The sequence below is a fragment of the Actinoplanes sp. NPDC051861 genome (assembly GCF_040681145.1).
Lineage (GTDB): Bacteria > Actinomycetota > Actinomycetes > Mycobacteriales > Micromonosporaceae > Actinoplanes.
Map to the genome: position 1 here is coordinate 40,862 of NZ_JBFAYE010000006.1, position 22,740 is coordinate 63,601.

The following is a 22,740-nucleotide window of genomic DNA, read 5'->3' on the forward strand; positions in this document are numbered from 1 at the left end:
GGCCCGCTGTGCTGCGGCTGTGCCCGGCTCAGCGGTTTCTCAGAGACGCGGCCAGGACATGGCGTTGCCGGATGCCGGTCAGAGGTGGTGGCCCGTTGGCTTATCCATGGCCCGGCCCGCTCCCGCACGCGGTATGGCATCACTCGGACCGGCGAGCCGCACCTTCCGTCTGTTGACCCGCGCCCGCGGCTCCCGCAGTGTGTGGGGAACACGGGTGCGATGGCGGCGGACCCGGAGCCCTTCCGTCGTGCCCGTTCCGAGCGGGAAGGGGTCCGTCGTGCGGCAGTCCACCGGAGACCCTGCGCCGGCACCCGGCCCGTCCCGGATCATCAGCAAAGCGGCACCCGGCCTGTCCCGGAGCAGCGGCAAAGCGGCAGCCGGCCCGTCCCGGATCAGCAAAGCGGCAGCCGGCGATGACCCTGCCCGATGAGCACGAACCTTCCCGCCCCTCCTGGGACTGCGCCGCCTGCGGCCGCCCCTGGCCCTGCGGCCCCGCGCGCGCGAACCTCACTGCCGAACTCGGCCGCGTAGACCTCGCCGTCCGCATGTGGGACTACCTCGAGGAAGCCGCCCGCGAACTGCCCCAGACCCCCGCCTCCGAACTCTTCGACCGCTTCCTCCGCTGGACCGACTAACCCACCCCCCGTGTGGAGTTCAGCCTCCCCGCACACCCCAACTCCACACGCAACAAACCGCCCAACCCAGCGTGTGGAGTTCGGCCTCCCCGCGCACCCCAACTCCACACGCAACCAACCGCGCAACCCTGCGTGTGGAGTTCGGCCTGCCTGCGCACCTCAACTTCACACGCAACCAACTGCGCAACCTGCGTGTGGAGTTCGGCCTGCCTGCGCACCTCAACTTCACACGCAACCAACCGCGCAACCCGTGTGTGGAGTTCGGCCTGCCTGCGCACCTCAACTTCACACGCAATCTGGGTGGGTTAGTGGAGGGCGGCTACTGCGGCGTCTTTGCCGCCGCGCCAGATGAGGCCGGCCTCGCTGTAGCCGGCGGTGCGCAGGGCTTCGATGTGCCACGTGGCCGGTGGCAGCCACTCCTGGTTGTGGTCCTCCGCCGGGTAGATGCGCGCCCTCTCGACGGCCTTCTCGGCGAGCTGGTCGTCGGCGGCGGCGAGGGCCCACCAGGCGGGCCACGAGGTTGAGGCGCCGCTGGCGTACCGTGCCTCGCGTTTGATCCGGGCCTGATCCTGCAGCTTGCTGGAGAGAGTCGGCAAGGTCTCCTCCGGCATGTGGTCCGCGTTGATGAAGATGCCGCCGGGGCGGAGCGCGTCACGGATCTCCGCGTAGAGCGCGCTGACCCGCTCGGCCGGCAGCCAGTGCAGCGCGGTGGCCGTCAGCACCGCGTCGAAGCCGTCGCCCGTCCCGCTCTGTGGCAGCTTCGCCCGCCAGCCGGGATCGCCGAGGTCCGCGTCGACGATCGTGGCCCGGTCGTGCAGGGAGGACTCGGCGATGGTCAGCAGCACCGGATCCTGGTCCAGCACCGTCACGTGCGCGCCGGGGAAGCGGGCCAGGGTGCGCAGCGAGATCGCGCCCGTCCCGCCGGCCAGGTCGAGCAGGCGTGGCGGCCTGTCCTCGGTCACCGCGGCGACGGCGTCGAGCATCGCGGTGAACCGGTGCTCGCGGTCCGGCATGAACGCCTCTTGTTGTCTGTCCCACGACTCCTGCCAGACCGAAGGGTGGTTCAAGTAAGCAGTCATGCCCCCTACGGTACTTACTGCCAAGAATTTGCAACAGCCCTTAGTTGGCAAATGCGCGGAGGTCTCGGCGCTCGATCGCGGCTGCCATCAGATCCGGGAAGGCGTCCGGCGTGCAGGCGAAGGCTGGCACCCCGAGAGCCGCGAGGGCCGCCGCGTTCTCGTGGTCGTACGCCGGCGCGCCCTCGTCGGAGAGCGCGAGCAACACCACGACCTGCACGCCCGCAGCCGTCATCTCCGCGACGCGGCGCAGCATCTCGTCGCGTACGCCACCCTCGTACAGATCACTGATCAGCACGAAGATGCTGTCCCGCGGCCTGGTGATGAGCTGCCGGCTGTACGCGATCGCCCGGTTGATGTCCGTCCCACCGCCGAGCTGGGTTCCGAACAGCACCTCCACCGGATCGCTGAGCTGCTCCGTGAGGTCCACGACCGCCGTGTCGAAGACGACCAGCGACGTCCGCAGTGACCGCATCGACGCCAGCACCGCCGCGAACACTCCGGAGAACACCACCGACGCCGCCATCGACCCGGACTGGTCCACGCAGAGCACCACGTCGCGCTGCACCGAGGTTGTGCGCCGGCCGTACCCGATCAGCCTTTCCGGAATGACCGTGCGGTGTTCGGCCTGGTAGTGCTTCAGGTTCGCCAGGATCGTCCGGTCCCAGTCGATGTCGGCGTGCTTCGGCCGGCTGATCCGGGCGGCCCGGTTGAGCGCACCGGTGACCGCCGCCCGCGTCTTCTGCTCGATCCGGCGTTCCAGCTGCTCGACCACGGTCCGTACGACCTGCCGCGCGGCCTCCTTGGTGGCCGCGGGCATCACCCTGTTCAGCGAGAGCAGCGTCCCGACCAGGTGCACGTCCGGTTCCACGGCGGCGAGCATCTCCGGCTCCAGCAGCAGCCGCGTCAGATCCAGCCGCTCGATCGCGTCGGCCTGCATGACCTGCACGACGGTGCTCGGGAAGTACTCCCGGATGTCGCCGAGCCACCGGGCGACCTTGGGCGCGGAACTTCCCAGCCCCGCGGACCTCCGCGTGGCCGGACCCTCGCCCGCCTCGTCCCCGTCGTAGAGCGCCGCCAGCGCGGCATCCATCGCACCGTCCCGCCCGGCGGCCGAACCAAGCGACTCCTCCGCCGCCCCGCCGAGAACGAGGCGCCACCGGCGGGCCCGCTCCGGCGTGACGCTCACCTCGACCCCGGCGGCGGGCTAGTGAAGACGATCTGGACACCCGCCGAGCGTGGCCTCTCCTCCAGCGCCTGCTCGTCCGGCGGGCTGCTGAACCACACGTCCGGCACTTCGGGCGGATTCGCCGGGGGTGCCGGGCGCGGGTCGATCTGTGAGTCGGTCATGTCTCCTCCAAGAGTGCGGGCCGCACGTCGCGGCCGAGCAGGGCACCGAGCACGGGCAGCACCATTGCGGCCCGCTCGGTGTCGACAGCGGTGGATTCGGGGCCGCCGCGGGTGCTCCGGCCGGCCACCCGGTCGCCGATCGCGCGGCGTTCGCCCGGGTCGAAGCTGCCGAAGGTCCGGCGCAGCAGCGGCAGCACGTCGTCGAACGCGTCCGCCGGGATGTCGGCGAGCCAGTCGTCGACCAGTGCGAGCAGAGCCTCGTCGTGCACGAGGAGCAGCCCGCCGCCGGCTAGGAAGCCCTCCACCCAGGCGGCGGCGTGCGCGGGCGGGGTGCCGACGGTCAGCGGCAGCCGCATCCGCCGGCGGACCTCGGTCGCGTCCAGCCGGCCGGCGTCCAGGAGCAGCCGGGTGAGGCGCCCGGCGGGCAACCCGTGCAGGTCGGTCCGCCCGGCGAGGGACTCGACGGTGGTCAGCCAGAGTTCGCGGAGCCGCTCGTCGGCGAGCAGGCTCACCGCCTGATGCACGCCGTCCATGCCATCACGCAGCTGCTTGGCGGCCTCGTCGGAGAGCGAGCCGGCCGCGGACGGCAGACCGGCGCAGATCCGGGCCAGGAGACCGGCGGTCACGGTGGCGAGGCCGGCCAGATCGGTACGCCGGACATCCCCGTACCGCAGAGTCCGCGCGAGAGCCGGAACCGCCGCCATCAGGTGGTGCACGTCGGCATCGAGCGCGGCGCGGGTGTCCAGGGCGGCAAGCACCGGAGGGTACGCCTCCGTCAGCTCCGCCAGCAGACACGTCTCGACAAGAGCGGTCACCTCGGCGAGCGTCGTCGCGTCCCGAGCGCGGCGCGTGACCCGGGCGGTCGCGGCGGCGGCCACCGTGGTGCCCCACATGCTGCCCTCCACCAGCCGTACCGCGAACTCCGGCTGCCAACGAAGCCGCCACTCCTCGCGGAACGTTCCGGTGCTCCGCCGAGCCGTCGTGCGCTCACCCCACGGCACGTCCAGCGTCCGCAGCCGGTGCAGCAGACGACTGCGGCGCAGGTCGATCTCCCGGCGCAGGTCCAGGTCGAGAACACGCTCGCCCGGCTCCGGACGCAGGCGCACGGACCGTTGTTGCGCGGCCAGGTCGCGCGCCAGCGGCACAGAGGGCATTTCATCGGGTACGCGACCGAGCCGCTCGCCGACCACCAACTTCCGTGCGATCAGCTCGGTCCGCAGCGGCTCGCCGTCACACATGACCGCCTCGGCCGCCTCGGTGACCTCGGCGAGCCCCGCCAACGGACGCCCCCGCAGCGTGGCCAGCGCCTCGGCCAGCCGCGTCGCCTCGATGACGTGCGCCGACGAGGTGGGCACGCCCTCGGCCCGCAACACACCGGCCGCGTCGACCAGCCATCGTGGAACCACCTCGTCGGCCGAGGCGAACAGGTGGTGATACCACCCCGGCGACCGCACCCCGGCCCCGTAACCCGACCACGACGCGAGCCGCCCGTAGGTCCACGGCACCCAGGTGAACGCGACCTTGCCCCTGCGCCGCCCCTTGAGCAGCGCGGTGTCGTCCTTCACCGGCACCTTGCGGGTGAGCGCCGGCACATGCCAGGCACCACACACCACGGCGATCTCCTCATGCCGCCGGCGCTCCTCCCGCAGCACCCCCCGCATGTACGCCTCACGCACCAGATCGTCGGGATCCTCCACCGCGGTCTCCCGGATGGCCGCCATGGCCTCCGCGATCGCCTCGAACACCGGCACACCCCGATGCTCGACAACGTCCTCCCACCACCGCTCCGGATCGTCATAACCCGCAGCCGCCGCCAACTCCCCAATCGGATCCACCGGCCGCCGCGGCACCCCATCGTCGGCCAGCACGCCCTCGACAAGCGGCACTCCCTCGGAGGGCGGCGCCCCTTGGGAGGACGGCGCCGCCCCGGCGGAGGGAATCGCCGAGGCGGAGGGAATCGCCCCGGCTGAGGGATTTGTTCCTGCTGAGGGATTTGTTCCGGTTGAGGGGGCCGTGACGCCGGGCGGCGCGCCCTCCGCAGGCGGCACACCCGGCGCCGGGGCGGCCGCACTCCGCATCGCACCCCCAGGACGTCCCCTGCGCGCGGCGTCGAAGAGTCCGCCGTCAGGGGAGCGATCGGCCGTCGACGGGAGGGCCGTCGGGTGGGAGGTGGGCGAGGGGGTGGCTGCCGGGTGGGAGGTGGGCGAGGGGGTGGCTGCCGGGTGGGAGGTGGGCGAGGAGGCGGCCGCGGGGTGGGAGGTGGGGGCGGGTGTGGCTGCCGGGTGGGAGGTGGGGATGCGAAATCCGTATGGCAGGTCGAAGAATCTGACTCGCACGCCGTGCCGGACCGCCCAGCTGATGGCCTGCCACTCGGGAGAGAAGACGGCGAACGGCCAGAAAGCGGCGCGCGCCGGATCGTCCACGGCGTAGCCCAGCAGGGCGACCGGCGGCTCCAGGCCGGCGTCGGCGACCCAGCGGACCAGGTCGTCGGCCTCGGGTGGGCCCTCGACCAGTAGAACTTCGGGTGGGTGTTGTTCCAGCTCGCGCACCACGGCGCGGGCCGAACCCGGACCGTGGTGGCGGACGCCGTAGATGCGTTCAGGCATCTCGGGCGGCCCGATAGAAGTCGAGCCAGCCGTCGCGTTCGCGGACGACCGTCTCGAGGTATTCCCGCCAGACGGCGCTGTCGGAGACCGGGTCCTTGACCACGGCGCCGAGGATGCCGGACGCCACGTCGCCCGGGTGCAGGGTGCCGTCGCCGAAGTGGGCGGCCAGCGCCATCCCGTTGGTGATCACGGAGATGGCCTCGGCGGTGGAGAGCGTGCCGGTGGGTGACTTGAGCTTGGTGCGGCCGTCCTCGGTCATGCCGGTCCGCAGCTCGCGGAAGACGGTGACGACGCGGCGGATCTCGTCGAGTGCGGCGGGCACCTCGGGAAGGTCCAGCGAACGGCCGAGCTGGGCGACCCGCCGGGCGACGATCTCCACCTCCTCGTCGGCGCTCGCCGGAACCGGCAGCACGACGGTGTTGAAGCGCCGCCGCAGGGCGCTGGAGAGCTCGTTGACACCGCGGTCCCGGTCGTTGGCCGTGGCGATCAGGTTGAAGCCGCGCTCGGCCTGCACCTCGGTGTTCAGCTCGGGGACGGGAAGTGTCTTCTCGGAGAGGATCGTGATCAGCGCGTCCTGGACGTCGGACGGGACGCGGGTGAGCTCCTCGAGGCGGGCGATCGAACCGGTCCGCATGGCGCGCATGACCGGGCTGGGCACCAGGGCGGCGTCGGTCGGGCCCTCGGCGAGCAGGCGGGCGTAGTTCCACCCGTATCGGATCGCCTCCTCGGCGGTGCCGGCCGTGCCCTGGATCAGCAGCGTCGAGTCGCCGGAGACGGCCGCGGCCAGATGCTCGGAGACCCAGGTCTTGGCGGTGCCGGGAACGCCGAGCAGCAGCAGCGCCCGGTCGGTGGCGAGGGTGGCGACGGCGACCTCGATGAGGCGGCGGGGGCCCACGTATTTCGGTGTGACCTTCGCACCGTCGCCGAGCAGGTAGGTGACCACGGCCTGTGGCGACAGCCGCCAACCCGGCGGCCGGGGCCGCTCGTCGGCGGCGGCGAGCTCGGCCAGCTCCTCGGCGAACTGGTCCTCGGCGTGCGGTCGCAGAGCGGTCACTACAGACTCCTGAGTCGTCCCCGGATGAGGGTTTCAGGCTACGGCGGGGGTACGACAAAATTGAGCCAGGCAGGCCCCGACCCGCCCGAAACGGGCAAGCCGGAGCCTTTTCCAGGAAAAGCTACTGCTTGGTGCAGGTGAGGACGATCAAGGAATCTGCGGCGATTTTCTTGCCGGGCTTGGGGGAGATTTTCTTGACGGTCCAATTCTGCGGCAGGAGCACGATCTTGTCGTCCTCGTCAGCGGATCCGAACGATATGTTGGTGAAGCCGAGCGCTTCCAGTTCGTCCTGAGCGATGGCCGCGTTCTCGCCCGCGAGAGCCGGAATCTTGATCAGTTTCGGTGCGGGCGGAGCGGTCGACGTGGGCGGTGCCGTGGTCGGAGCGGTGGTTGTCGGTGTGGTCGGAGCTGGTGCGCTGCTGATTTCCGTCGTGGCCGCCACGGGTGGCGGCGCGGAGACGATCGAGGTGGCCGTCTTCTGGTCGTCATCGTCGCCGAAGACCGCACCACAGCAGCCGATAACGATCAGAACAGCAAGTGCGCTTCCCGCCCAGACAAGGTGTTTCTTTTGCACCTGGGCAACATTAATGCTTATTGAGCGTTCAAGATCAACTCAGTTGTGTGAGGTATCCCTCGCCAATTCCTGCACCATTTCGGCGCGAAAGGTGAGGGTGCGGGCCAGATCGGTCACCGGCCGCACCCGTGTCGGATCCACGATCTGGTCCAGCTGGGCGGCGAGCCGTCCGGCCAGATCCGCGTACGCCGGGGGCATCGCCAGCGCCGCCGTCCGGCAGAGCTCGCCGAGTTGCCAGGTGTGCCGGTCGTTGCGGGCACGGGTGGCCACCGTCTCCAGCACCGCCACCGCGAGATGGTCGGGCCACGGCCCCGGGTGCAGGGCCAGCAGCCGATGCGCCGACCCGTCCTCCTTGCGCAGAGCCTCAGCCGCGAGCCGCGCCAGCACCTCCGGCGGCAGCACCAGATGCAGATCCCAACGAACCGCCTCCCGCAGCATTCCCGAGTCCCGCTCCAGCAGAGCCGCCGCCCACTCCGCGTTCCGTTGCGTGACCGCCGCCTTGGCCCACCCGTGCAACAGCGGCGTGGCCCAGTCGTGCCCCCGCGCCAACTCCAGAATCCCGCCGACCTCAGGCCGCACCCACCCACCAGCGGGCTCGGTCCAGGTGGACAGTGGGGTTCCCGCCAGAACCTCTTCGAGCAGCCAGGCCCCCGCCCCGATCCCGCGAATCGGCGCCGCGCCCACGCCATCCCGGCGTAGGGAGTCGTCGAGTTCCTCCGGTGGCTCCACGATCAGGCGGCCGGGTGGAAGAAGCCGGACCGCCGCGTGGGCCCGCACCGCCATCCGCCGCCCGAGCCCCGCTCCCGGGAGGTGGCGCAACAGCTCCAGTGCGGCCTCACGCACCTCTTTCCGGCGGTCGTCGAGCGCGTTCTCCAGCAGCGGCTCGTCCCTGAGCGACAGGCCGGTCGCGAACGTGCCGAGGAAGCGTGCGCGGTTCTCCGACGGCTCCGTCTTCCAGGCTTCCTCCAGCAGTTCACGGGCGCGGTCCGGATCGGAGCGGCGGAGCGCGGCCAAATGGCTCAGGCGTTCGGCGCTGGTGGCGGTGTGCCAGTCGGACACGTCGACGGCGATCGCCTCGTCGAGCAGCCAGCGCCAGTCGGGCCGCTGGCCGGCGAGCCAGGCGCCGCGGCGGCCGGCCACGCGGGCGAGTTCGGCGCGGATCGTGGTGTTGCGGCGTCCCGCTTCGAGCAGGTCGGGCAGCATCGCCGGTGGGATGAGCCCGCCACGCTCGGCGGCCGCGTCGAGCCATTGGGCGAGCAGTTCCTGTTCGAGATGACTGCCGCCGGGGGCACCGCCGCCCAGGATCCGCGCCAGCCGGGCCGACGCGGGCGCGGGGAGAAGCGGCTCCGTCTCGGGCGGCGCCTCCGGGACGGGCTCCCTGTCGCGCGACGGCGTGGTCCCGGCCCGCCGCGAAACCAGGGCGACAGCCGCGGCCTCGAGCAACGCGCCCGCGGAGGAGGCGGAAGGGGATGGCGGGTAAGGGCGCCGAGCCGTCCCCACCAGCGCCGCCGCCAGTAGTGAAGCCGGCAACTCCGCGCCCCGCCGCCCGCCCCCACCGGGGTCGAAGACCGGCGCACCGGCCCGCACGAACCCGCCGTCGACCCAGGCGGCCAACGGGCGCAACCCGGCCGGCGACCACTCCGCCGCCACATCCGCCGGTCCCGCCCCGGCCGCCGCCAGCAGCCACCACGGCTCCCGGTGCCCGGCGGCCAGCGGCAACGCCGAACCCTCCGAGTCGAGCAGGAAGCCCGAGGCCCCGGGGCGGACCGACGACAGGAGGACCGGTGCGTCGTACCTCCAAGGCTCTCCGGCCAGGAGCGCCGCCCAGCCGGACAGAGCGTCCCGGATGGACCCCGCGCCGTCCGGCGAGCCGAACGGCGCTGCCGCCGAGTCGCGTGCGGCGACGAGGGCCCGCAGCGGAGCCGACGACGGATAGAAGCAGAGGTCGCCGCGGAACTCCGTCCCAGGCACCAGGTCGTTCGACAATGCCTGCCCCGGCGCCGCGAACGACAGCACCAGCGCGAACCGCCCGGTCGCCGAACCGCGGAGCCAGGTGCGGCGAGTGGTCAGCGCCCCGTCGTCGCTCTCCGTCTGCCCGAGGATCTGCCACCGGTCGCTCACCCGAGGGCCGGCCAGCACCTCGTCGGTGGAGGTCGGGAACCCGATCCGGCTGCGCACGGTGGCTGCCAGCCCGGGGTCCAGGGAGTCCAGCCGGGAGTGCGCGCTGACCAGCAACCGGAGCAGCGCCAGCTCGCCCAGCACGCGGTCAGCCCAGTGCGCCCCGGATGCGGCGCTCAGCCGCCGGACCGCGCCGGCCGCGGCGGGCGCCTGGGCGTCCACCAGGCGTGCTGCCATCGGCTCGACCGACTGCCGGGCGAAATCCGCGAGCCCCTGCGAGATCTGGTCGTCGAGCCACCGGCTCAGCTCGGCCATCCCACCGGCCACCCGTGAGGCCCGCTCCTGAACCCGCTTGGCGGCGGCGACCGGATCAGGAGGGCCTGACGGCCGGGGCCGGGCCGCCCGAAATGTCGCGAACGACGGCGCGGGCGACTCAGAGAGCCCCGACGAGGCCCACAACAGCAGCAACCCGAGCGCGTGCTTGCAGGGCACCTTGCGGCTGGGGCACGAGCACTTGAACGCCGGCCCCGACACGTCGGCCGCCACCTGATAGCCCCGGCACACGCCCCACACCACGTCACCGGCCTCGCCGGACTCCGTGAACCGTCCGGTGACGCCGCGAGCGTTCCGCAGCGAGGCCGGATCGGGTGCGAGAGCCTCGACCTGGGTGGTGGACCATCGTTCAGCGGGCACGATGAAACCCTAGGCCGAGGGTATGACGAATTCAGGAGCGAGCATGCGCGTGATCCTCTTCGGGGCGACCGGGATGGTGGGCCAGGGTGTGCTGCGGGAGTGCCTGCTCGCGCCGGACGTCAGCGAGGTGCTGGTGGTGACGCGCACGCCCACCGGTGTCCACCACGCGAAGCTGCGCGAGGTCACGCTCGCCGACTTCACCGACCTGTCCCCGATCGAGGCCGACCTGGCCGGGGCCGACGCCTGCTTCTACTGCCTGGGCGTCTCGTCGGTGGGCATGGACGAGGCCGCTTACACCCGTGTCTCCTACGACTTCCCGATGGCCGCCGCGCGGGCGCTGCACCGGCAGAACCCGGACCTGACCTTCATCTACGTCTCCGGGGCGGGCACCGACGCGAACAGCCGGCTCATGTGGTCCCGGGTCAAGGCCCGCACCGAGAACGAGGTCATGGCGCTGTTCCCGAACGGATACGCGTTCCGCCCCGGCTTCATCCAGCCCACCCACGGTGTCCGGTCGAAGGTCGGCTGGTACAACACCGCCTACACGATCGCCGCGCCCCTGGTGCCGCTGCTGCGCCGGGTCGCCGGCAACTACGTGACCAGCACCGATGCCGTCGGTCAGGCGATGCTGCGGGCCGTCCGCACCGGATTCCCGCGCCGGGTCGTGACGAACGCGGACATGGGCTGACTGTCCCCACACGACCGCGCCGAAGGCGAGCACCATCCCGGCCAGCTGGAGGGGCGTCAGCGACTGGCCCAGCGCGGCCCACCCGAGGACCGTCGCGGTGACCGGTGAGAGCAGGCTGAGCAGGGAGACCTGGGCGGCGGGGAGGCGGTCCAGACCGCGGAACCAGAGCGTGTACGCCAGCGCGGTCCCGATCAGCGACAGGTACGCGTACCCGATGATGTTGGTCTTGGTCAGCGAAGCCGGCAGGCCCTCGGTGATCAGGGTGACCGGCGCGAGAAGCAGGCCCCCCGCGGTGAGTTGCCACCCGGTCGCGGTGAGAAGCGAGACGCCGGGGCGCCCCCACCGCTTGGTGAGGATGAGGCCGAGCGCCATCGAGCCGGCGCCGGCAAGACCGGCGAGAACACCGATCGCATCGAGGTGGGTGGTTGCGGTGAGCACGGCGAGTCCGACTCCGATTACTCCGGCAAAACCAGCCAATACGGTACGGAGTGACGCGCGCTCCGCCAGGAGGATCACACTCAATCCCGCCACCAGCAGTGGCTGAACCGCCCCGAGCACCGCCGCCATGCCGCCGGGCAACCGATACGCCGTGATGAACAGCAGCGCGAAGAAGATCCCGATGTTGAGGGCGCCGAGCACCGCCGACTTCCACCACCAGGCGCCACTCGGCAGCCGCCGGGTGATCGCCAGCAGCACCAGCCCGGCCGGCAACGCTCGCAGGAGCCCGCTGAGCAGCGGCCGGTCCGGCGGGAGGAACTCGGTCGTCACCACATACGTCGTGCCCCAGACCAGCGGAGTGATTGCGGTGAGCATGATCCAACTCCCTCGACGTAAAGTATCTCGACGTAAAGATACTCTATGATGAGGGAATGAGCGATGGTGTGGATCGAATCCTCGAACAGTGGGCACAGGAGCGGCCCGACCTGGACACCGAGGCGATGGAGGTGTTCGGCCGGATCTTCCGGCTCGCGCGGATCGGCGGCGACGCCACCGAGCGGGCCTACGCGGAGTTCGGCATCGGGCGGCCCGAGTTCGACGTGATCGCCACCCTGCGCCGCGCGGGCGAGCCGTTCCAGCTGTCACCGGGCGCGCTCGCCGCCTCGATGATGCTCAGCACCGGCGGCACCACCGCGCGCCTGGACCGGCTGGAGAGGGCCGGCCTCGTCGTCCGCTCACCCGACCCGGGCGACCGGCGCGGTGTGCTCGTGCGGCTCACCGCGAAGGGCCGCGACATCGCCGACCAGGCGGTCGCGGCCGGGCTTGCCGAGCAGCAGCGCCTGCTCAGCCACCTGCCGCCGGAGAAGCGCACCCGGCTGAACGCGCTTCTCCGCGATCTCATGGACGGTCTGTGACCGGAGCCGGGGGGCCACCCAGTTCCTCCCGCCCGTGCGGGGTCGTCCACCCGCTCGGGTCCGGGCCCACCGGCACGATCCCGGTCGGGTTGATGTCGCGGTGCACCACGTAGTAGTGCTCCTTGATCTGGCCGAAATCGATCGTGTCCCCGAACCCCGGCGTCTGGAACAGGTCCCGCGCGTAGGCCCAGAGCACCGGCATCTCGCTGAGCTTCGACCGATTGCATTTGAAATGGCCGTGATAGACGGCGTCGAACCGGGCGAGGGTGGTGAACAGCCGGATGTCGGCCTCGGTGATCGCGTCCCCGACGAGATAGCGCTGTCCGGCGAGCCGTTCCGACAGCCAGTCGAGCCGGTCGAACAACTGGTCGTAGGCCTTCTCGTAGGCTTCCTGCGACCCCGCGAACCCGGCACGGTAGACGCCGTTGTTCACGTCCCGGTAGACCACCTCGTTGACCGCGTCGATCTCGTCACGAAGCGATTCCGGGTAGAGCTGCGGCGCTCCCGGCCGATGGTGCTCCGCCCATTCCAGGGACAGGTCGATCGTGATCTGCGCGAAGTCGTTGGTGACAACCTTTCCACTGGTCACGTCCACGATCGCCGGCACCGTGATGCCCTTGTCGTAGTCCGGGTACCGCTTCAGGAACGCCTCCTGCAGCCGTTCGATCCCGAGCACCGGATCGCGCCCGCCAGGATCCAGATCGAACGTCCAGCTCCGCTCGTCGTGGGTCGGGCCGCAGACGCCCATCGAGAGGACGTCCTCCAGCCCGAGCAGACGCCGCACGATGATCGACCGGTTCGCCCACGGGCACGCCCGGCTCACCACCAGCCGATAACGCCCGGGTTCGACGGGATAGCCGTCCCGGCCGTCCCTGGTGATCCGGGAGTTGATGTAACGCTGGTCGCGCGAGAACTCACCCGAAGAATTCGCCATGCTCCTTGCATACCCCGCTACCACGTTCGCGGTATGCCTTCACGCCTGCCGTTACGTACCGTGTCCGCATGCACCGTGCGATGAGCGTGGCCGGCCCGGCGGTGCTCGCTCTCCTGCTGGCCGCCGTCCGGGTGGCGGTCGCCCCCGTGCTCCCGGCCGACCGCGCCCCCGATGCCCTGGCATACGCCCTGGTCGCGGCCATGGCGGCGGCGCTGTTGCTGCGCACCCGGCTCCCCGCGGTCACCCTCGCCGTCGTCGGCGCGCTGTTCTTCACCTATCACGTGCTGCGCTACCCGGGCGGCGCTCCCGCCGTGCCGGTGTGGATCGCCCTGTACTCGGTCGCGGTCGCACCCCGCCGCCGCGCCGGACTGACCGTCGCCGCGCTGATCCTGATCTTCGACGCGCACAGCCGGATGACGGTCGCCGGAATCGGCCCGTTCGACGCCGCCCTCGACGGCTCCACCGGTGTCTTCGTCGCGGCGCTGCTGCTCGGCGAGGTGGTGCGCGGCCGTCGCGCCCGGCTCGCGATGCTCGCCGCCGAGCAGGAGCGCCTCGCCGAGGAGCGCGTCGTCCGCGAGCGCATCCGGATCGCCCGCGAACTCCACGACGTCACCGCGCACACCCTCGCCGTCGTCGCGGTCCAGGCCGGGGTGGCCGCCGACATCCAGCGCGACGACCCGGACGGTGCCCGGGCCGCGCTGGAGACGGTCCGGCAGGCGGCCCGGGACGCCATGGCCGAGCTGCGGGCGGCGGTCGGCGTCCTGCGCGACGGCACCCGGGAGGAGGGGCCCGCGGCACCCGCGCCGACCCTGGACCGCCTGCCGGAACTGGCCGGGGACACCGGCGCGGTGCTGATCAGCGAGGGAACGCCGCGGCGGCTGTCGCGGGCGGTGGAGGCGACCGCGTACCGGATCGTCCAGGAGGCCGTGGCGAACGCGGTCCGGCACGCGGGCGCCTCGCGGATCGAGGTCCGGGTCGGCTGGGTCCCGGACGGCCTGTCGCTGGACATCTCCGACGACGGGCACGGCCCGCAGGACGGTGCCGAGGGTGGCAACGGCGTGAACGGCATGGTCGAACGGGCCCGTGGGCTCGGCGGCTGGCTGCGGGCGGGACCGCGCGACGAGGGCGGTTTCCAGGTGCGAGGGTGGCTGCCCGGATGACCACGCGAGTGCTGGTGGCGGACGACGAGGCCCTGGTGCGGGCCGGTTTCCGTGTGCTGCTCGACCGTGACCCCGGCATCGAGGTCGTGGCCGAGGCCGCGAACGGGGACGAGGCGATCGCCCTGACCCGCGCGCACCGGCCGGATGTGGTGCTCATGGACGTACGCATGCCGGGAACCGACGGTCTCACCGCGACCCGCCGCATCCTGGGTGACCCCCGCCTGCCCGGCGTCCGCGTGATCGTGCTGACCACGTTCGAGCTGGACGAGTACGTCTACGCCGCCCTGCGCGCCGGAGCGGTCGGCTTCCTGCTCAAGGACGTCAGCCCGGACGAGTTGCGGCACGCGGTGCGGGTCGTCGCCGCCGGTGGCGCGCTGCTGGCGCCGGCCGTGACCCGGCGCCTGATCGCGGCGTTCGCCTCCGAGGAGGAACCGCCGCCACCGGCCGTCGAGACCCTGACCGCCCGGGAGCGGGAGGTGGTGACCATGATCGCCGACGGGCTGTCGATGGCGGACATCGCCGGGCGGCTGCGGATGAGCCCGGCCACCGCGAAGACGCACACCAATCGGGCGATGACCAAGCTCGGTGCCCGGGACCGCGCCCAGCTGGTGGTCCTCGCCTACCGCTGGGGGCTCGCCCGGGTACCGCGAACGCGGTAGCCCGGCTGCCACGAACGGGGAATTCGCCCGGCGCGGATCGTTCGTAGCGTCCGGGACATGTTTCTCATCCTGGGTCCGGCGCTCAACCTCGCCGGCAGCTTCTTCTGGAAGGGCGACGGTCCGGACACGACCGGCGCCACCCTCGTGGCCGTCGGCCTGGCCTGCTGGCTGATCGGCCTGATCCCGCTGTATCAGGGCCTGCCGTCCCGGTGGGGGCGGACGATGCTCCCGCTCACCGTCTTCGGCGTGACCGGTGGTCTGGCGTTCAGCGTTCAGGCGATCTACGAGGTCGTCTTCGACGTCTCCCATGCGCGGGCCGTGGAGTTGCTCAACGCGTACCCGATCCCGGCGAACGTCCTCTACTGGATCTGCGGGCCCCTCTTCCCGCTCGCGATGGCGCTCCTCGGTGTGGCGCTCCTCCGGCTCAGAGCAGCGCCTGTCCCGGTCGGGTTGCTGCTCGTGCTCGGCGCGGTGGCCTTCCCGCTGAGCCGGATCACCCGGGAGCTGGTGCTCATCCACGCGGCGGATCTGCTGCTCCTGCTGCCGTTCCTCTATCTGGGGGTGAAAGCACTGCGGGCCGGCCCGGTCCGAGAACCGGTGCCGGCCGTGCGGGACTGATCAGTCGCGGGCGCCGGTCAGGTGCGGGCGCAGGGCCAGCAGCAGGCCGAGCGCGGCGTACCCGACCAGCAGGTGGGTGGCGCCGACGAACCGGCCGGCGGTCGCGCCGAAGATCCCCATCGCGGGCAGGGTCACGAACACCCAGCTCTCGGCGATCAGCGGGTACCAGCGAGCCGGACCCTGCCACCGGCCGGCGAAGGCGATCTTCACGCCGATCACGAACATGCCGAGCATCGAGAGCGGCCAGAACACGTCCAGGATCGCCAGCCAGAGGTCGTCACGGAAGGCGGGGAACAGGCCGTGCAGCACGCTCCACGTGGTCGCCAGGCTGAGCAGCACCAACTCGGTGCGCAGCATGCCCCGGGCGAGGCGGGTGACACCGGTCGCGCCGGTCCGCAGCTGCACCATGACCAGGGCGAGCAGGGCCAGCTGTGCGGGCACCGCGCCGAGGTCGATGACGGTCGTCTCGGCCGAGTCGGTGGTCTGCGGGCTGAACGCGTAGTAGGTCGCCGACCAGAGCGTCGCGCCGGCGGCGACGGCCCAGCCGGTGCGGCGAACCGCCCGGGTGCTGATCCGGGGCGCGGCCGTGTCGTCGGTGCGGGCCGGTGCCGGAGTGGTGCTGATCGTCATCGTGTCCTCCATGTCTCGTTGACGGGGAGAACTCTGTCCGGGACGCGTCCCGGGCGGTCAGGGCCGCGCGTCACCGGGTGCGTCCCCACGTTTGTCCCGGGCCGGCCGGGACAAACGCCTAACGACCGGGGGACACCCTGCCTGCGACGATGGGCGCGTGAAGAAGGCAGCGGTCGCGGTCGTCGCGGTTTCGGTGGTCGCCCTGGTCGTCGCGAGCGTGCTCGATCTCGCGGTGCCGTCCGCCTACCGGGCGGAGATCGACTCCGACACTGCGTGGAACGCCGCGCTGGCCGGGCTCGGGCTCGCCGTACCGGGCGCGCTGCTGCTGCACCGGATGCCCCGGCACCCGATCGCGTGGCTGCTCTGCCTCGCCGGGACGCACTGGAGCCTGGACGCCGCCGCGTGTTCCTGGCTCACCTACTCCAGCCTGCACGATCTGCCCGGTGCCTCGACGTCGTTCTGGATCTACCAGCGGCTCGGCGCCACGCTGATGGTCTGGGTGCCGCTGCTGCTGGTCCTCTACCCGGCCGGGCGGCTGCCGGACGGCCGGTGGCGGATCGCCGCGTACGTCAGTCTCACCCTGTCCGCCCTGATGCCGCTCGCCGTGCTGCTGGTCCCGTCGGAGGTCGCCCAGGGCCGTGCCGGTGTCCCGATGCCCGAGCCGCTCCAGGAGCTCAACCTCGACCCGCTCACCCTCCCGCTGCCGGACGGCTGGTGGCCGGCGCTGCTGGACCTGAGCTTCGTGGCGCTGCCGTTCGGCATGCTCGTCGCGTTCGCCGTGGTGGCCGGCCGGTTCCGCGGTTCGGCCGGCGAGGACCGGCTGCGGATGCGCTGGCTGCTCTGGGCCGCGATCGTCAACCTGCTGGTGGTCGGCGGCGTGCAGACGGTTCCCGAGCTGTCGGACCTGGCACTCGGCCCGGTGGTCGGCTTCACCGGTGTGGTCGTCGCCGTGGCGATCGCCCGCCCGCGCCTGCTCGACATCGACCGGTTGCTCGGGAGCACGTTCGTGTACGCCGCGCTCGCCGCCACCGTGCTCGTGGTGGACGCGTCGGTGCTCGCGCTGACCGGGCTGCTGCTGGGGCAGAGCCTTCCCGAACGGGACGCGGCGGTGGTCGCGCTGCTGCTGGTCAGCATCGGGTACGGCCCGCTGCGGCACCGGCTGTGGCTGCTCTCGCGGCGGCTGGTGCTGGGACGGCGCGACGACCCGTACCGGGTGGTGGCGGGCCTCGCCGAGCAGCTGGAACGGTCCCGCTCCGAGGAGGACGAGCTGCTCACCGTGGCCTCGGCGGTCGCGTCGGCGTTCAAGTCGCGGTTCGTGTCGGTGGAGGTGGACCGGCCGGACGGCAGCAGGCTGATCGCCGGGCTGGGTACGGTCGCGGGGGAGACCACGACGCTGCCGATCTCGTACCGGGGCGAGCCGGTCGGGCGGGTGATCCTGCCGGCCGGCGGCCCACGGGTGGCGCTGTCGCCGCAGGACGAGCGGCTGCTCGGCGACATGGTGCGGCAGGCCGCGATCGCCGCGCGGCACGCGCATCTGCTGCGGGAGCTCCAGCACAGCCGGGAGCAGATCGTGACCGCGCGGGAGGAGGAGCGGCGCCGCCTGCGCCGGGACCTGCACGACGGTCTGGGGCCCATGCTCGGCGGTGTGGCGCTGCGCATCGAGGCGGCCCGCAACCTGGTCGGCCGCAACCCCGGCGAGGCGGACAAGCTGCTGAAACAGGCCCGGGAGGACGCCGGCACGGCGGTCGCCGACGTGCGGCGGCTGGTGCACGACCTGCGGCCGCCGGCCCTGGACGACGTGGGGCTGGCCGGGGCGGTCCGGCAGCAGGCGGCCCGGCTGCGAGCACCGGGTCTGAGCGTGACGGTCGACGGCGGGGACGATCTCGAGCAGTTGCCGGCGGCGGTGGAGGTGGCGGCGTACCGGATCGCCTCCGAGGCCCTCACGAACGTGGCCCGGCACGCCTCCGCCTCGATCTGCCGGGTCCGCCTGGAGGTGGTCGACGGTGCGCTGGAGCTGGAGGTCACCGACGACGGTGCCGGGATCCCGGCCGGCACACCCACCGGCGTGGGGCTGGTCTCGCTCCGGGAACGCGCCGCTGAGCTGGGCGGGGAGTGCCGGATAGAGTGCCCCGGCGAGCGCGGCACGGTGGTGCGGGCCCGTCTGCCCCTGCCCGTTCCAGCGGAGGTGTCATGACCGAGCCGATTCGCGTCCTCGTCGCGGACGACCACCCGATCTTCCGGGACGGGCTGGCGATGCTGCTCGCGACCGTCGACGGGCTCGAGGTGGTCGGCACCGCCGCGGACGGTGCCGAGGCGGTGGCCGCCGGGATCCGCCTGCTGCCGGACGTCGTGGTGATGGACGTGCAGATGCCCCGGCTCAACGGCGTGGAGGCGACCCGGAAACTGGCCGGCGAGGCACCCGGCGTGGGCATCCTCGTGCTCACCATGTCCGAGGACGACGGCACCGTGTTCGCGGCGATCCGCGCCGGCGCGCGGGGTTACCTGGTCAAGGGCGCGGAACAGGACGAGATCGTACGGGCCATCACGACGGTGGCGGCGGGCGGCGCGGTCTTCGGTGCCGCGCTGGCACGCCGGATCACCGAGTTCTTCGCGGCCGGCCCGCCGGCGCCGACCGAGGCGTTCCCGCAGCTCACCGCGAGGGAGCGGGAGATCCTGGAGCTGCTCGCCGCGGGCCGGTCGAACGCGCAGATAGCGGCCACGCTGTATCTGTCGCCGAAGACCGTGCGCAACAACGTCTCCAACGTCTTCACCAAGCTGCAGGTGGCCGACCGGGCCGAGGCGATCGTCCGGGCCAGGGAAGCCGGTCTCGGACTTTAGGTGGGCGAGGCATCCCCCCGTGTGCGACGCCTCGCCCGGCTCAAGGGGGTGGTCGATTACATCGAAGCCGACAAACGGTCGCCTGTGCAGGACAGGGTGTCCGGCGTCTTTATAGCACGGATTGGAGAGCGCTTTCCCGAACAATGGGAGCGTTCCCATAGGTCACTTCATAGGTACTGATCAATACACTGAGCTCAGAGCTTACGTTCCCCGAACATCGGCGGGCGCTTCCCGGCGGCATGATGAGGGCCGTGACCGACGCGCCCAAGGGACTGGTCCTCGTGGTCGAGGACGAACGCCCGATCGCCGACCTGGTGCGGCTCTACCTCAGCCGTGAGGGCTTCGGCGTGCACGTCGAACAGGACGGCACGGCCGGGCTGGCGGCGGCCCGGCGGCTGCGCCCGGTCGCCTGCATCCTGGACATCGCGCTGCCCGGCCTGGACGGCACCGAGATCTGCCGGCGGATGCGCGCCGACAACGACTGGACGCCGGTGATCTTCCTGACCGCGCGGGACGACGAGGTCGACCGGATCCTCGGGCTGGAGCTGGGCGGGGACGACTACGTCACGAAGCCGTTCAGCCCCCGCGAGCTGGTCACCCGGGTCAAGGCGCTGCTGCGCCGCGCGGCCGGTCCGTCCGAGGCGGAGAGGGTACGCGTACTCGGCCCGCTCGCGCTCGACCCGGGACGGCGGCTGGCAACCGTGGACGGCACGCCGCTGAACCTGACGGCTACCGAGTTCGACCTGCTCGCACACCTGCTCGGGCGGCCGGGGCGGGTGTTCACGCGGGAGGAGCTGCTGGCCGCTGTCTGGGGATACGCGTCGCATGCGGGTACGCGTACCGTCGACGTGCACGTGGCGCAGGTCAGGGCCAAGCTCGGCGGGGCCGCGTCGTTGATCCGCACCGTTCGTGGAGTCGGGTACTGCGCTGATGCGTGACTTCTTCCGTACGCTGACCGGCCGCACCGTGCTGGTCACCGCCGCCACCGCGGTCGTCGCCGTGATCGTGACCGCCCTGGTCGCCGTGCCGGTCGCGGTCCGCACGGTCAACACCCAGATCCGCACCGAGCTGATGGCCAAGACCGCCCTCGCCGTCGAGCTGCTCGCCGACGAGCGACCCGCCGCGCGGGAGCGGATCGCGTCCCGCCTGCGCCAGGACAAGATCGAGATCTACCTGATCCGGCGTGGTGTCGCCGACCACTCCGGTCTGCCCGACCGGGTCGTCGAGCAGATCGCCGGCGGCGGCCTGGTCGACACCCGCGCCCTGGTGAACGACCGCGCCTCGTTCATCGCCGGCCGGCCGCTCTCCGGCCGCAACAGCGGTGTCGTGCTCACCCGGGCCGTCGCCTCCGGCACCGCGGTCCGCGTCCTCGGCAGCGTCTGGGTGGCGCTGCTCGCCGGCCTGCTCGGCGGTGTCCTGGCGGGCGCCCTGCTCGCCCGGTTCCTGGCCCGGCCGCTCACCCTGGCGGCCGCCGCCGCGGGACGTCTCTCCGCCGGCGACCACTCGGTACGGATCTCCCGCTCCGGCCCGGCCGAGTCGGTCCGTCTCGCCGACGCGATCAACCAGCTCGCCTCGGCGCTGCAGACCAGCGAGGGGCGCGAGCGGGACTTCCTGCTCTCGGTCTCGCACGAGCTGCGCACCCCGCTGGCCACCATCCGCGGGTACGCCGAGGCGCTGGCCGACGGCGTGATCGAGCCGGCGGACGCGTCCCAGGCCGGGTCCACCATGCTCAACGAGGCCGAGCGGCTCGACCGCCTCGTCTCGGATCTGCTGGTGCTGGCCCGTCTGGAGGCGGCCGACCTGCCGATCCACGTCGTACCGGTCGACCTGGTCGAGCTGCTCCGGGAGGCCGGTCGTGCGTGGGCGGCCCGGTGCGGGCCGGACGGGCCGGCGCTGACCGTGGACCTGCCGGACCGGCCGATCACCGTGGACACGGATCCCGGCCGGATCCGGCAGGTGCTCGACGGGCTCTGCGAGAACGCGTTGCGGGTCGTCCCGGCCGGTGCGCCGCTCGTGCTGGCGCTGCGGGCCGGCCCGGAGCACGGGATCGTCGAGGTGCGCGACGGCGGGCCGGGCTTCACCGACGACGACCTGGCGGTGGCGTTCGACCGGGGCGAGCTGAACCGCCGTTACCGGGGGATCCGCGAGGTCGGGAGCGGACTCGGGCTCGCGCTGGCGGCCCGGCTCGTGGGGCGGCTCGGTGGCCGGATCAGCGCGGGGCACGCGCCGGAGGGCGGGGCGATGTTCACCGTGGAGCTGCCTTACCGAACTCGAACAATTCCCTGACCGGGGCTGAGTGGGGGGCGTCCAGGATGCCTTGCATGACGCGTACCCGAATCGTTTTGAGCATCTGCACCGCCGCCACGCTGATCCTGACCGGATGCGGCGTGGCCCGCTCCGGCGCCGATTCCGCGGCGCCGGCGCCGGTGATGGACGAGGTCTCCGCCGAGTTTGTCGCCCTCCAGGAGGTCGGCTTCACCGAGGAGGAGGCGAAGGACGACGCGAAGAAGGACGGCCCTCGCCCGCGGGCGATCCGCAAGCAGCTGCGCAAGAACACCCTGCACGGCGAGATCGTCGTCGAGACGCGCGAGGGCGTGCGTACGGTAGTGGTGCAACGCGGCACGGTCACCGCGGTCACCGAGACCGGTCTCACCCTGAAGTCCACCGACGGCTTCGAGCTGACCTGGACCTACGGCGACCCGCTGCGGATCGTCAAGAACCGGGAGAAGGTCGAGCGGGACGCGCTGAAGACCGGCGCCGAGATCGGTGTGGGCGGCCTGCGCGAGGGAACCGCGACCACCGCCCGCCTGATCATCCTCAAATAGTCACTGCGTCACTGGAGGAAGTCGGCGAACGGTGAGAGCAGCAGCTTGCCCAGGCCGGTGGCGGTCCGGTCGAGCCGGCGGCGCTCCTTGTCCAGCGCGATCAGGTCGTGGCGGATCGCCCAGACCTTCTGGGCGTTGCGCCAGGCGACGTTGCGGGTGTACTCCACCATCTCGCCCTGCCACCAGTCGTCCAGGTCGCCGTTCATCGTGTCGATGAGCAGCTGCCACCGGTCCAGATAACCGCGGCGCAGGCCCGGGATCTCCTCCGCGAAGATGTCGTTGACCTGGAGGTAGTCGTGGTGCTGGTCGCTGCCGTCGATCGGGTCGCTGCCCAGGTGGTCGAACGTGGTCACCAGCGCGAACGGCAGGTCGAAGTTGATGTGCGCGTTGACGCCCGCGACGGCGGACGGCAGCGGGCGGGCGTCCGGGCCCGGGATGCGGCCGAACAGGCCGGCCCAGACGCCGGGACAGGCCGGGCTGCCCTCGGTCCAGTACCGCAGGGCGTCGAAATACCGCGTGGCGAACTCGACGTCCAGCCGCGACAGGAACGCCGGGTCCTTGAACTTGCCGGCGTAGAGGCGCTCGAGCACGTTCTCGGTGATGGTCAGGTAGAGCTTGTTGAAGTCGGCCAGCGGGTTGCTGTTCAGCAACGGCGGCACGCGGCACAGCACTACCTGCAGCTGGGCGAGCTGGTCGACCACTCCGGGTACGTCGTCGGGGTGGTGTCGCAGGATGTCGGACATCTCCTGCTGCACCGGACCCCAGATGGGCTCGGTCATCGGATCCTCCACGGGGTGATGCAGAAATGCGGAGGGCCCCCAGCACCGCCCGGTGGAACGAGGCCACCGGGCGGTGCTCCCCCGTGGCTTACACCCTTCCACCGGGGGAGCACCGGGGGATCGGTAGAACTACGTATTCCACATACGTATG

Annotated in this window: 21 protein-coding genes and 1 pseudogene; 11 read left to right on the forward strand and 11 right to left on the reverse strand. The window is 71.9% G+C overall.

What is annotated here, in order from left to right; genetic code table 11:
- Positions 1-413: 413 nt before the first annotated feature.
- Positions 414-635 (forward strand): hypothetical protein, encoded by a 222-nt coding sequence (locus tag AB0M02_RS18880; protein ID WP_364228356.1) that lies wholly within the window; start codon positions 414-416, stop codon positions 633-635.
- Positions 636-940: 305 nt separating this feature from the next.
- On the opposite strand, the gene AB0M02_RS18885 is transcribed toward AB0M02_RS18880, so the two are convergent.
- From AB0M02_RS18885 to AB0M02_RS18915, 7 genes are all read right to left on the reverse strand, one after another.
- Positions 941-1,714 carry a class I SAM-dependent methyltransferase gene (locus tag AB0M02_RS18885; protein WP_364228357.1) on the reverse strand — a complete coding sequence of 258 codons (774 nt, stop codon included), beginning with the start codon at positions 1,712-1,714 and terminating at the stop codon, positions 941-943.
- Positions 1,715-1,754: 40 nt separating this feature from the next.
- Positions 1,755-2,900, reverse strand: coding sequence for a VWA domain-containing protein (locus AB0M02_RS18890; protein WP_364228358.1), 1,146 nt, complete (start codon positions 2,898-2,900; stop codon positions 1,755-1,757).
- On the reverse strand, positions 2,897-3,061 hold the full coding sequence (locus tag AB0M02_RS18895; RefSeq protein ID WP_364228360.1) for a hypothetical protein: 165 nt from the start codon (positions 3,059-3,061) through the stop codon (positions 2,897-2,899). Before AB0M02_RS18895 ends, AB0M02_RS18890 begins: the two co-directional genes overlap by 4 nt.
- Complete coding sequence (locus AB0M02_RS18900; RefSeq protein WP_364228362.1) at positions 3,058-5,667, reverse strand: DUF5682 family protein; 2,610 nt, start codon at positions 5,665-5,667, stop codon at positions 3,058-3,060. Before AB0M02_RS18900 ends, AB0M02_RS18895 begins: the two co-directional genes overlap by 4 nt.
- Complete coding sequence (locus tag AB0M02_RS18905) at positions 5,660-6,721, reverse strand: AAA family ATPase (RefSeq protein ID WP_364228364.1); 1,062 nt, start codon at positions 6,719-6,721, stop codon at positions 5,660-5,662. Before AB0M02_RS18905 ends, AB0M02_RS18900 begins: the two co-directional genes overlap by 8 nt.
- 121 nt (positions 6,722-6,842) lie before the next feature.
- Entirely contained in the window at positions 6,843-7,295 is a 453-nt protein-coding gene (locus AB0M02_RS18910) for a PASTA domain-containing protein (RefSeq protein WP_364228365.1), read from the reverse strand.
- Between the two features lie 39 nt (positions 7,296-7,334).
- Positions 7,335-10,106 carry an SWIM zinc finger family protein gene (locus AB0M02_RS18915; protein WP_364228367.1) on the reverse strand — a complete coding sequence of 924 codons (2,772 nt, stop codon included), beginning with the start codon at positions 10,104-10,106 and terminating at the stop codon, positions 7,335-7,337.
- 43 nt (positions 10,107-10,149) lie between these two features.
- On the opposite strand from AB0M02_RS18915, the gene AB0M02_RS18920 reads away from it, so the two are divergent.
- Positions 10,150-10,794 (forward strand): NAD-dependent epimerase/dehydratase family protein, encoded by a 645-nt coding sequence (locus AB0M02_RS18920; protein ID WP_364228369.1) that lies wholly within the window; start codon positions 10,150-10,152, stop codon positions 10,792-10,794.
- 21 nt (positions 10,795-10,815) lie between these two features.
- Here the strand turns inward: AB0M02_RS18920 and AB0M02_RS18925 are convergent.
- Positions 10,816-11,607: pseudogene (locus AB0M02_RS18925) on the reverse strand (EamA family transporter); the annotation flags it as partial.
- A gap of 56 nt (positions 11,608-11,663) precedes the next feature.
- Here AB0M02_RS18925 and AB0M02_RS18930 point away from each other — a divergent pair.
- Complete coding sequence (locus AB0M02_RS18930; RefSeq protein WP_364228371.1) at positions 11,664-12,146, forward strand: MarR family transcriptional regulator; 483 nt, start codon at positions 11,664-11,666, stop codon at positions 12,144-12,146.
- Here AB0M02_RS18930 and AB0M02_RS18935 read toward each other — a convergent pair.
- The gene (locus tag AB0M02_RS18935) at positions 12,130-13,080 is read right to left on the reverse strand and encodes a glutathione S-transferase C-terminal domain-containing protein (protein ID WP_364228372.1); all 951 of its coding nucleotides are present in this window, start codon (positions 13,078-13,080) and stop codon (positions 12,130-12,132) included. The two genes, AB0M02_RS18930 and AB0M02_RS18935, sit on opposite strands and share 17 nt — an antisense overlap.
- 68 nt (positions 13,081-13,148) lie before the next feature.
- Between AB0M02_RS18935 and AB0M02_RS18940 the strand changes: the two genes are divergently transcribed.
- From AB0M02_RS18940 to AB0M02_RS18950, 3 genes are read left to right on the forward strand one after another with little or no spacing between them, the layout of a single operon-like run.
- Positions 13,149-14,240, forward strand: a complete 1,092-nt coding sequence (locus AB0M02_RS18940; RefSeq protein WP_364228373.1) for a sensor histidine kinase — start codon at positions 13,149-13,151, stop codon at positions 14,238-14,240.
- Positions 14,237-14,899 carry a response regulator transcription factor gene (locus AB0M02_RS18945; protein WP_364228374.1) on the forward strand — a complete coding sequence of 221 codons (663 nt, stop codon included), beginning with the start codon at positions 14,237-14,239 and terminating at the stop codon, positions 14,897-14,899. The genes AB0M02_RS18940 and AB0M02_RS18945 overlap by 4 nt, the downstream gene beginning before the upstream one ends.
- A gap of 57 nt (positions 14,900-14,956) precedes the next feature.
- Positions 14,957-15,517 carry a hypothetical protein gene (locus AB0M02_RS18950; RefSeq protein WP_364228375.1) on the forward strand — a complete coding sequence of 187 codons (561 nt, stop codon included), beginning with the start codon at positions 14,957-14,959 and terminating at the stop codon, positions 15,515-15,517.
- Here the strand turns inward: AB0M02_RS18950 and AB0M02_RS18955 are convergent, their stop codons facing one another.
- Positions 15,518-16,147 (reverse strand): hypothetical protein, encoded by a 630-nt coding sequence (locus tag AB0M02_RS18955; protein WP_364228377.1) that lies wholly within the window; start codon positions 16,145-16,147, stop codon positions 15,518-15,520. It lies immediately after the preceding gene.
- A 157-nt stretch (positions 16,148-16,304) separates the two neighbouring features.
- On the opposite strand from AB0M02_RS18955, the gene AB0M02_RS18960 reads away from it, so the two are divergent.
- From AB0M02_RS18960 to AB0M02_RS18980, 5 genes are all read left to right on the forward strand, one after another.
- Positions 16,305-18,341, forward strand: coding sequence for a GAF domain-containing sensor histidine kinase (locus AB0M02_RS18960; protein WP_364228379.1), 2,037 nt, complete (start codon positions 16,305-16,307; stop codon positions 18,339-18,341).
- On the forward strand, positions 18,338-18,985 hold the full coding sequence (locus AB0M02_RS18965; protein ID WP_364228381.1) for a response regulator transcription factor: 648 nt from the start codon (positions 18,338-18,340) through the stop codon (positions 18,983-18,985). The genes AB0M02_RS18960 and AB0M02_RS18965 overlap by 4 nt, the downstream gene beginning before the upstream one ends.
- A 242-nt stretch (positions 18,986-19,227) precedes the next feature.
- Positions 19,228-19,923, forward strand: coding sequence for a response regulator transcription factor (locus tag AB0M02_RS18970; protein ID WP_364228382.1), 696 nt, complete (start codon positions 19,228-19,230; stop codon positions 19,921-19,923).
- Positions 19,916-21,271 (forward strand): histidine kinase dimerization/phospho-acceptor domain-containing protein, encoded by a 1,356-nt coding sequence (locus AB0M02_RS18975; RefSeq protein WP_364228384.1) that lies wholly within the window; start codon positions 19,916-19,918, stop codon positions 21,269-21,271. Before AB0M02_RS18970 ends, AB0M02_RS18975 begins: the two co-directional genes overlap by 8 nt.
- Before the next feature lie 35 nt (positions 21,272-21,306).
- A complete protein-coding gene (locus tag AB0M02_RS18980; protein ID WP_364228386.1) occupies positions 21,307-21,810 on the forward strand; it encodes a hypothetical protein in 504 nt (167 codons plus the stop codon).
- Between the two features lie 8 nt (positions 21,811-21,818).
- Here AB0M02_RS18980 and AB0M02_RS18985 read toward each other — a convergent pair whose 3' ends face one another.
- Positions 21,819-22,589, reverse strand: a complete 771-nt coding sequence (locus AB0M02_RS18985; protein WP_364228388.1) for a DUF5995 family protein — start codon at positions 22,587-22,589, stop codon at positions 21,819-21,821.
- Between the last annotated feature and the right edge of the window lie 151 nt (positions 22,590-22,740).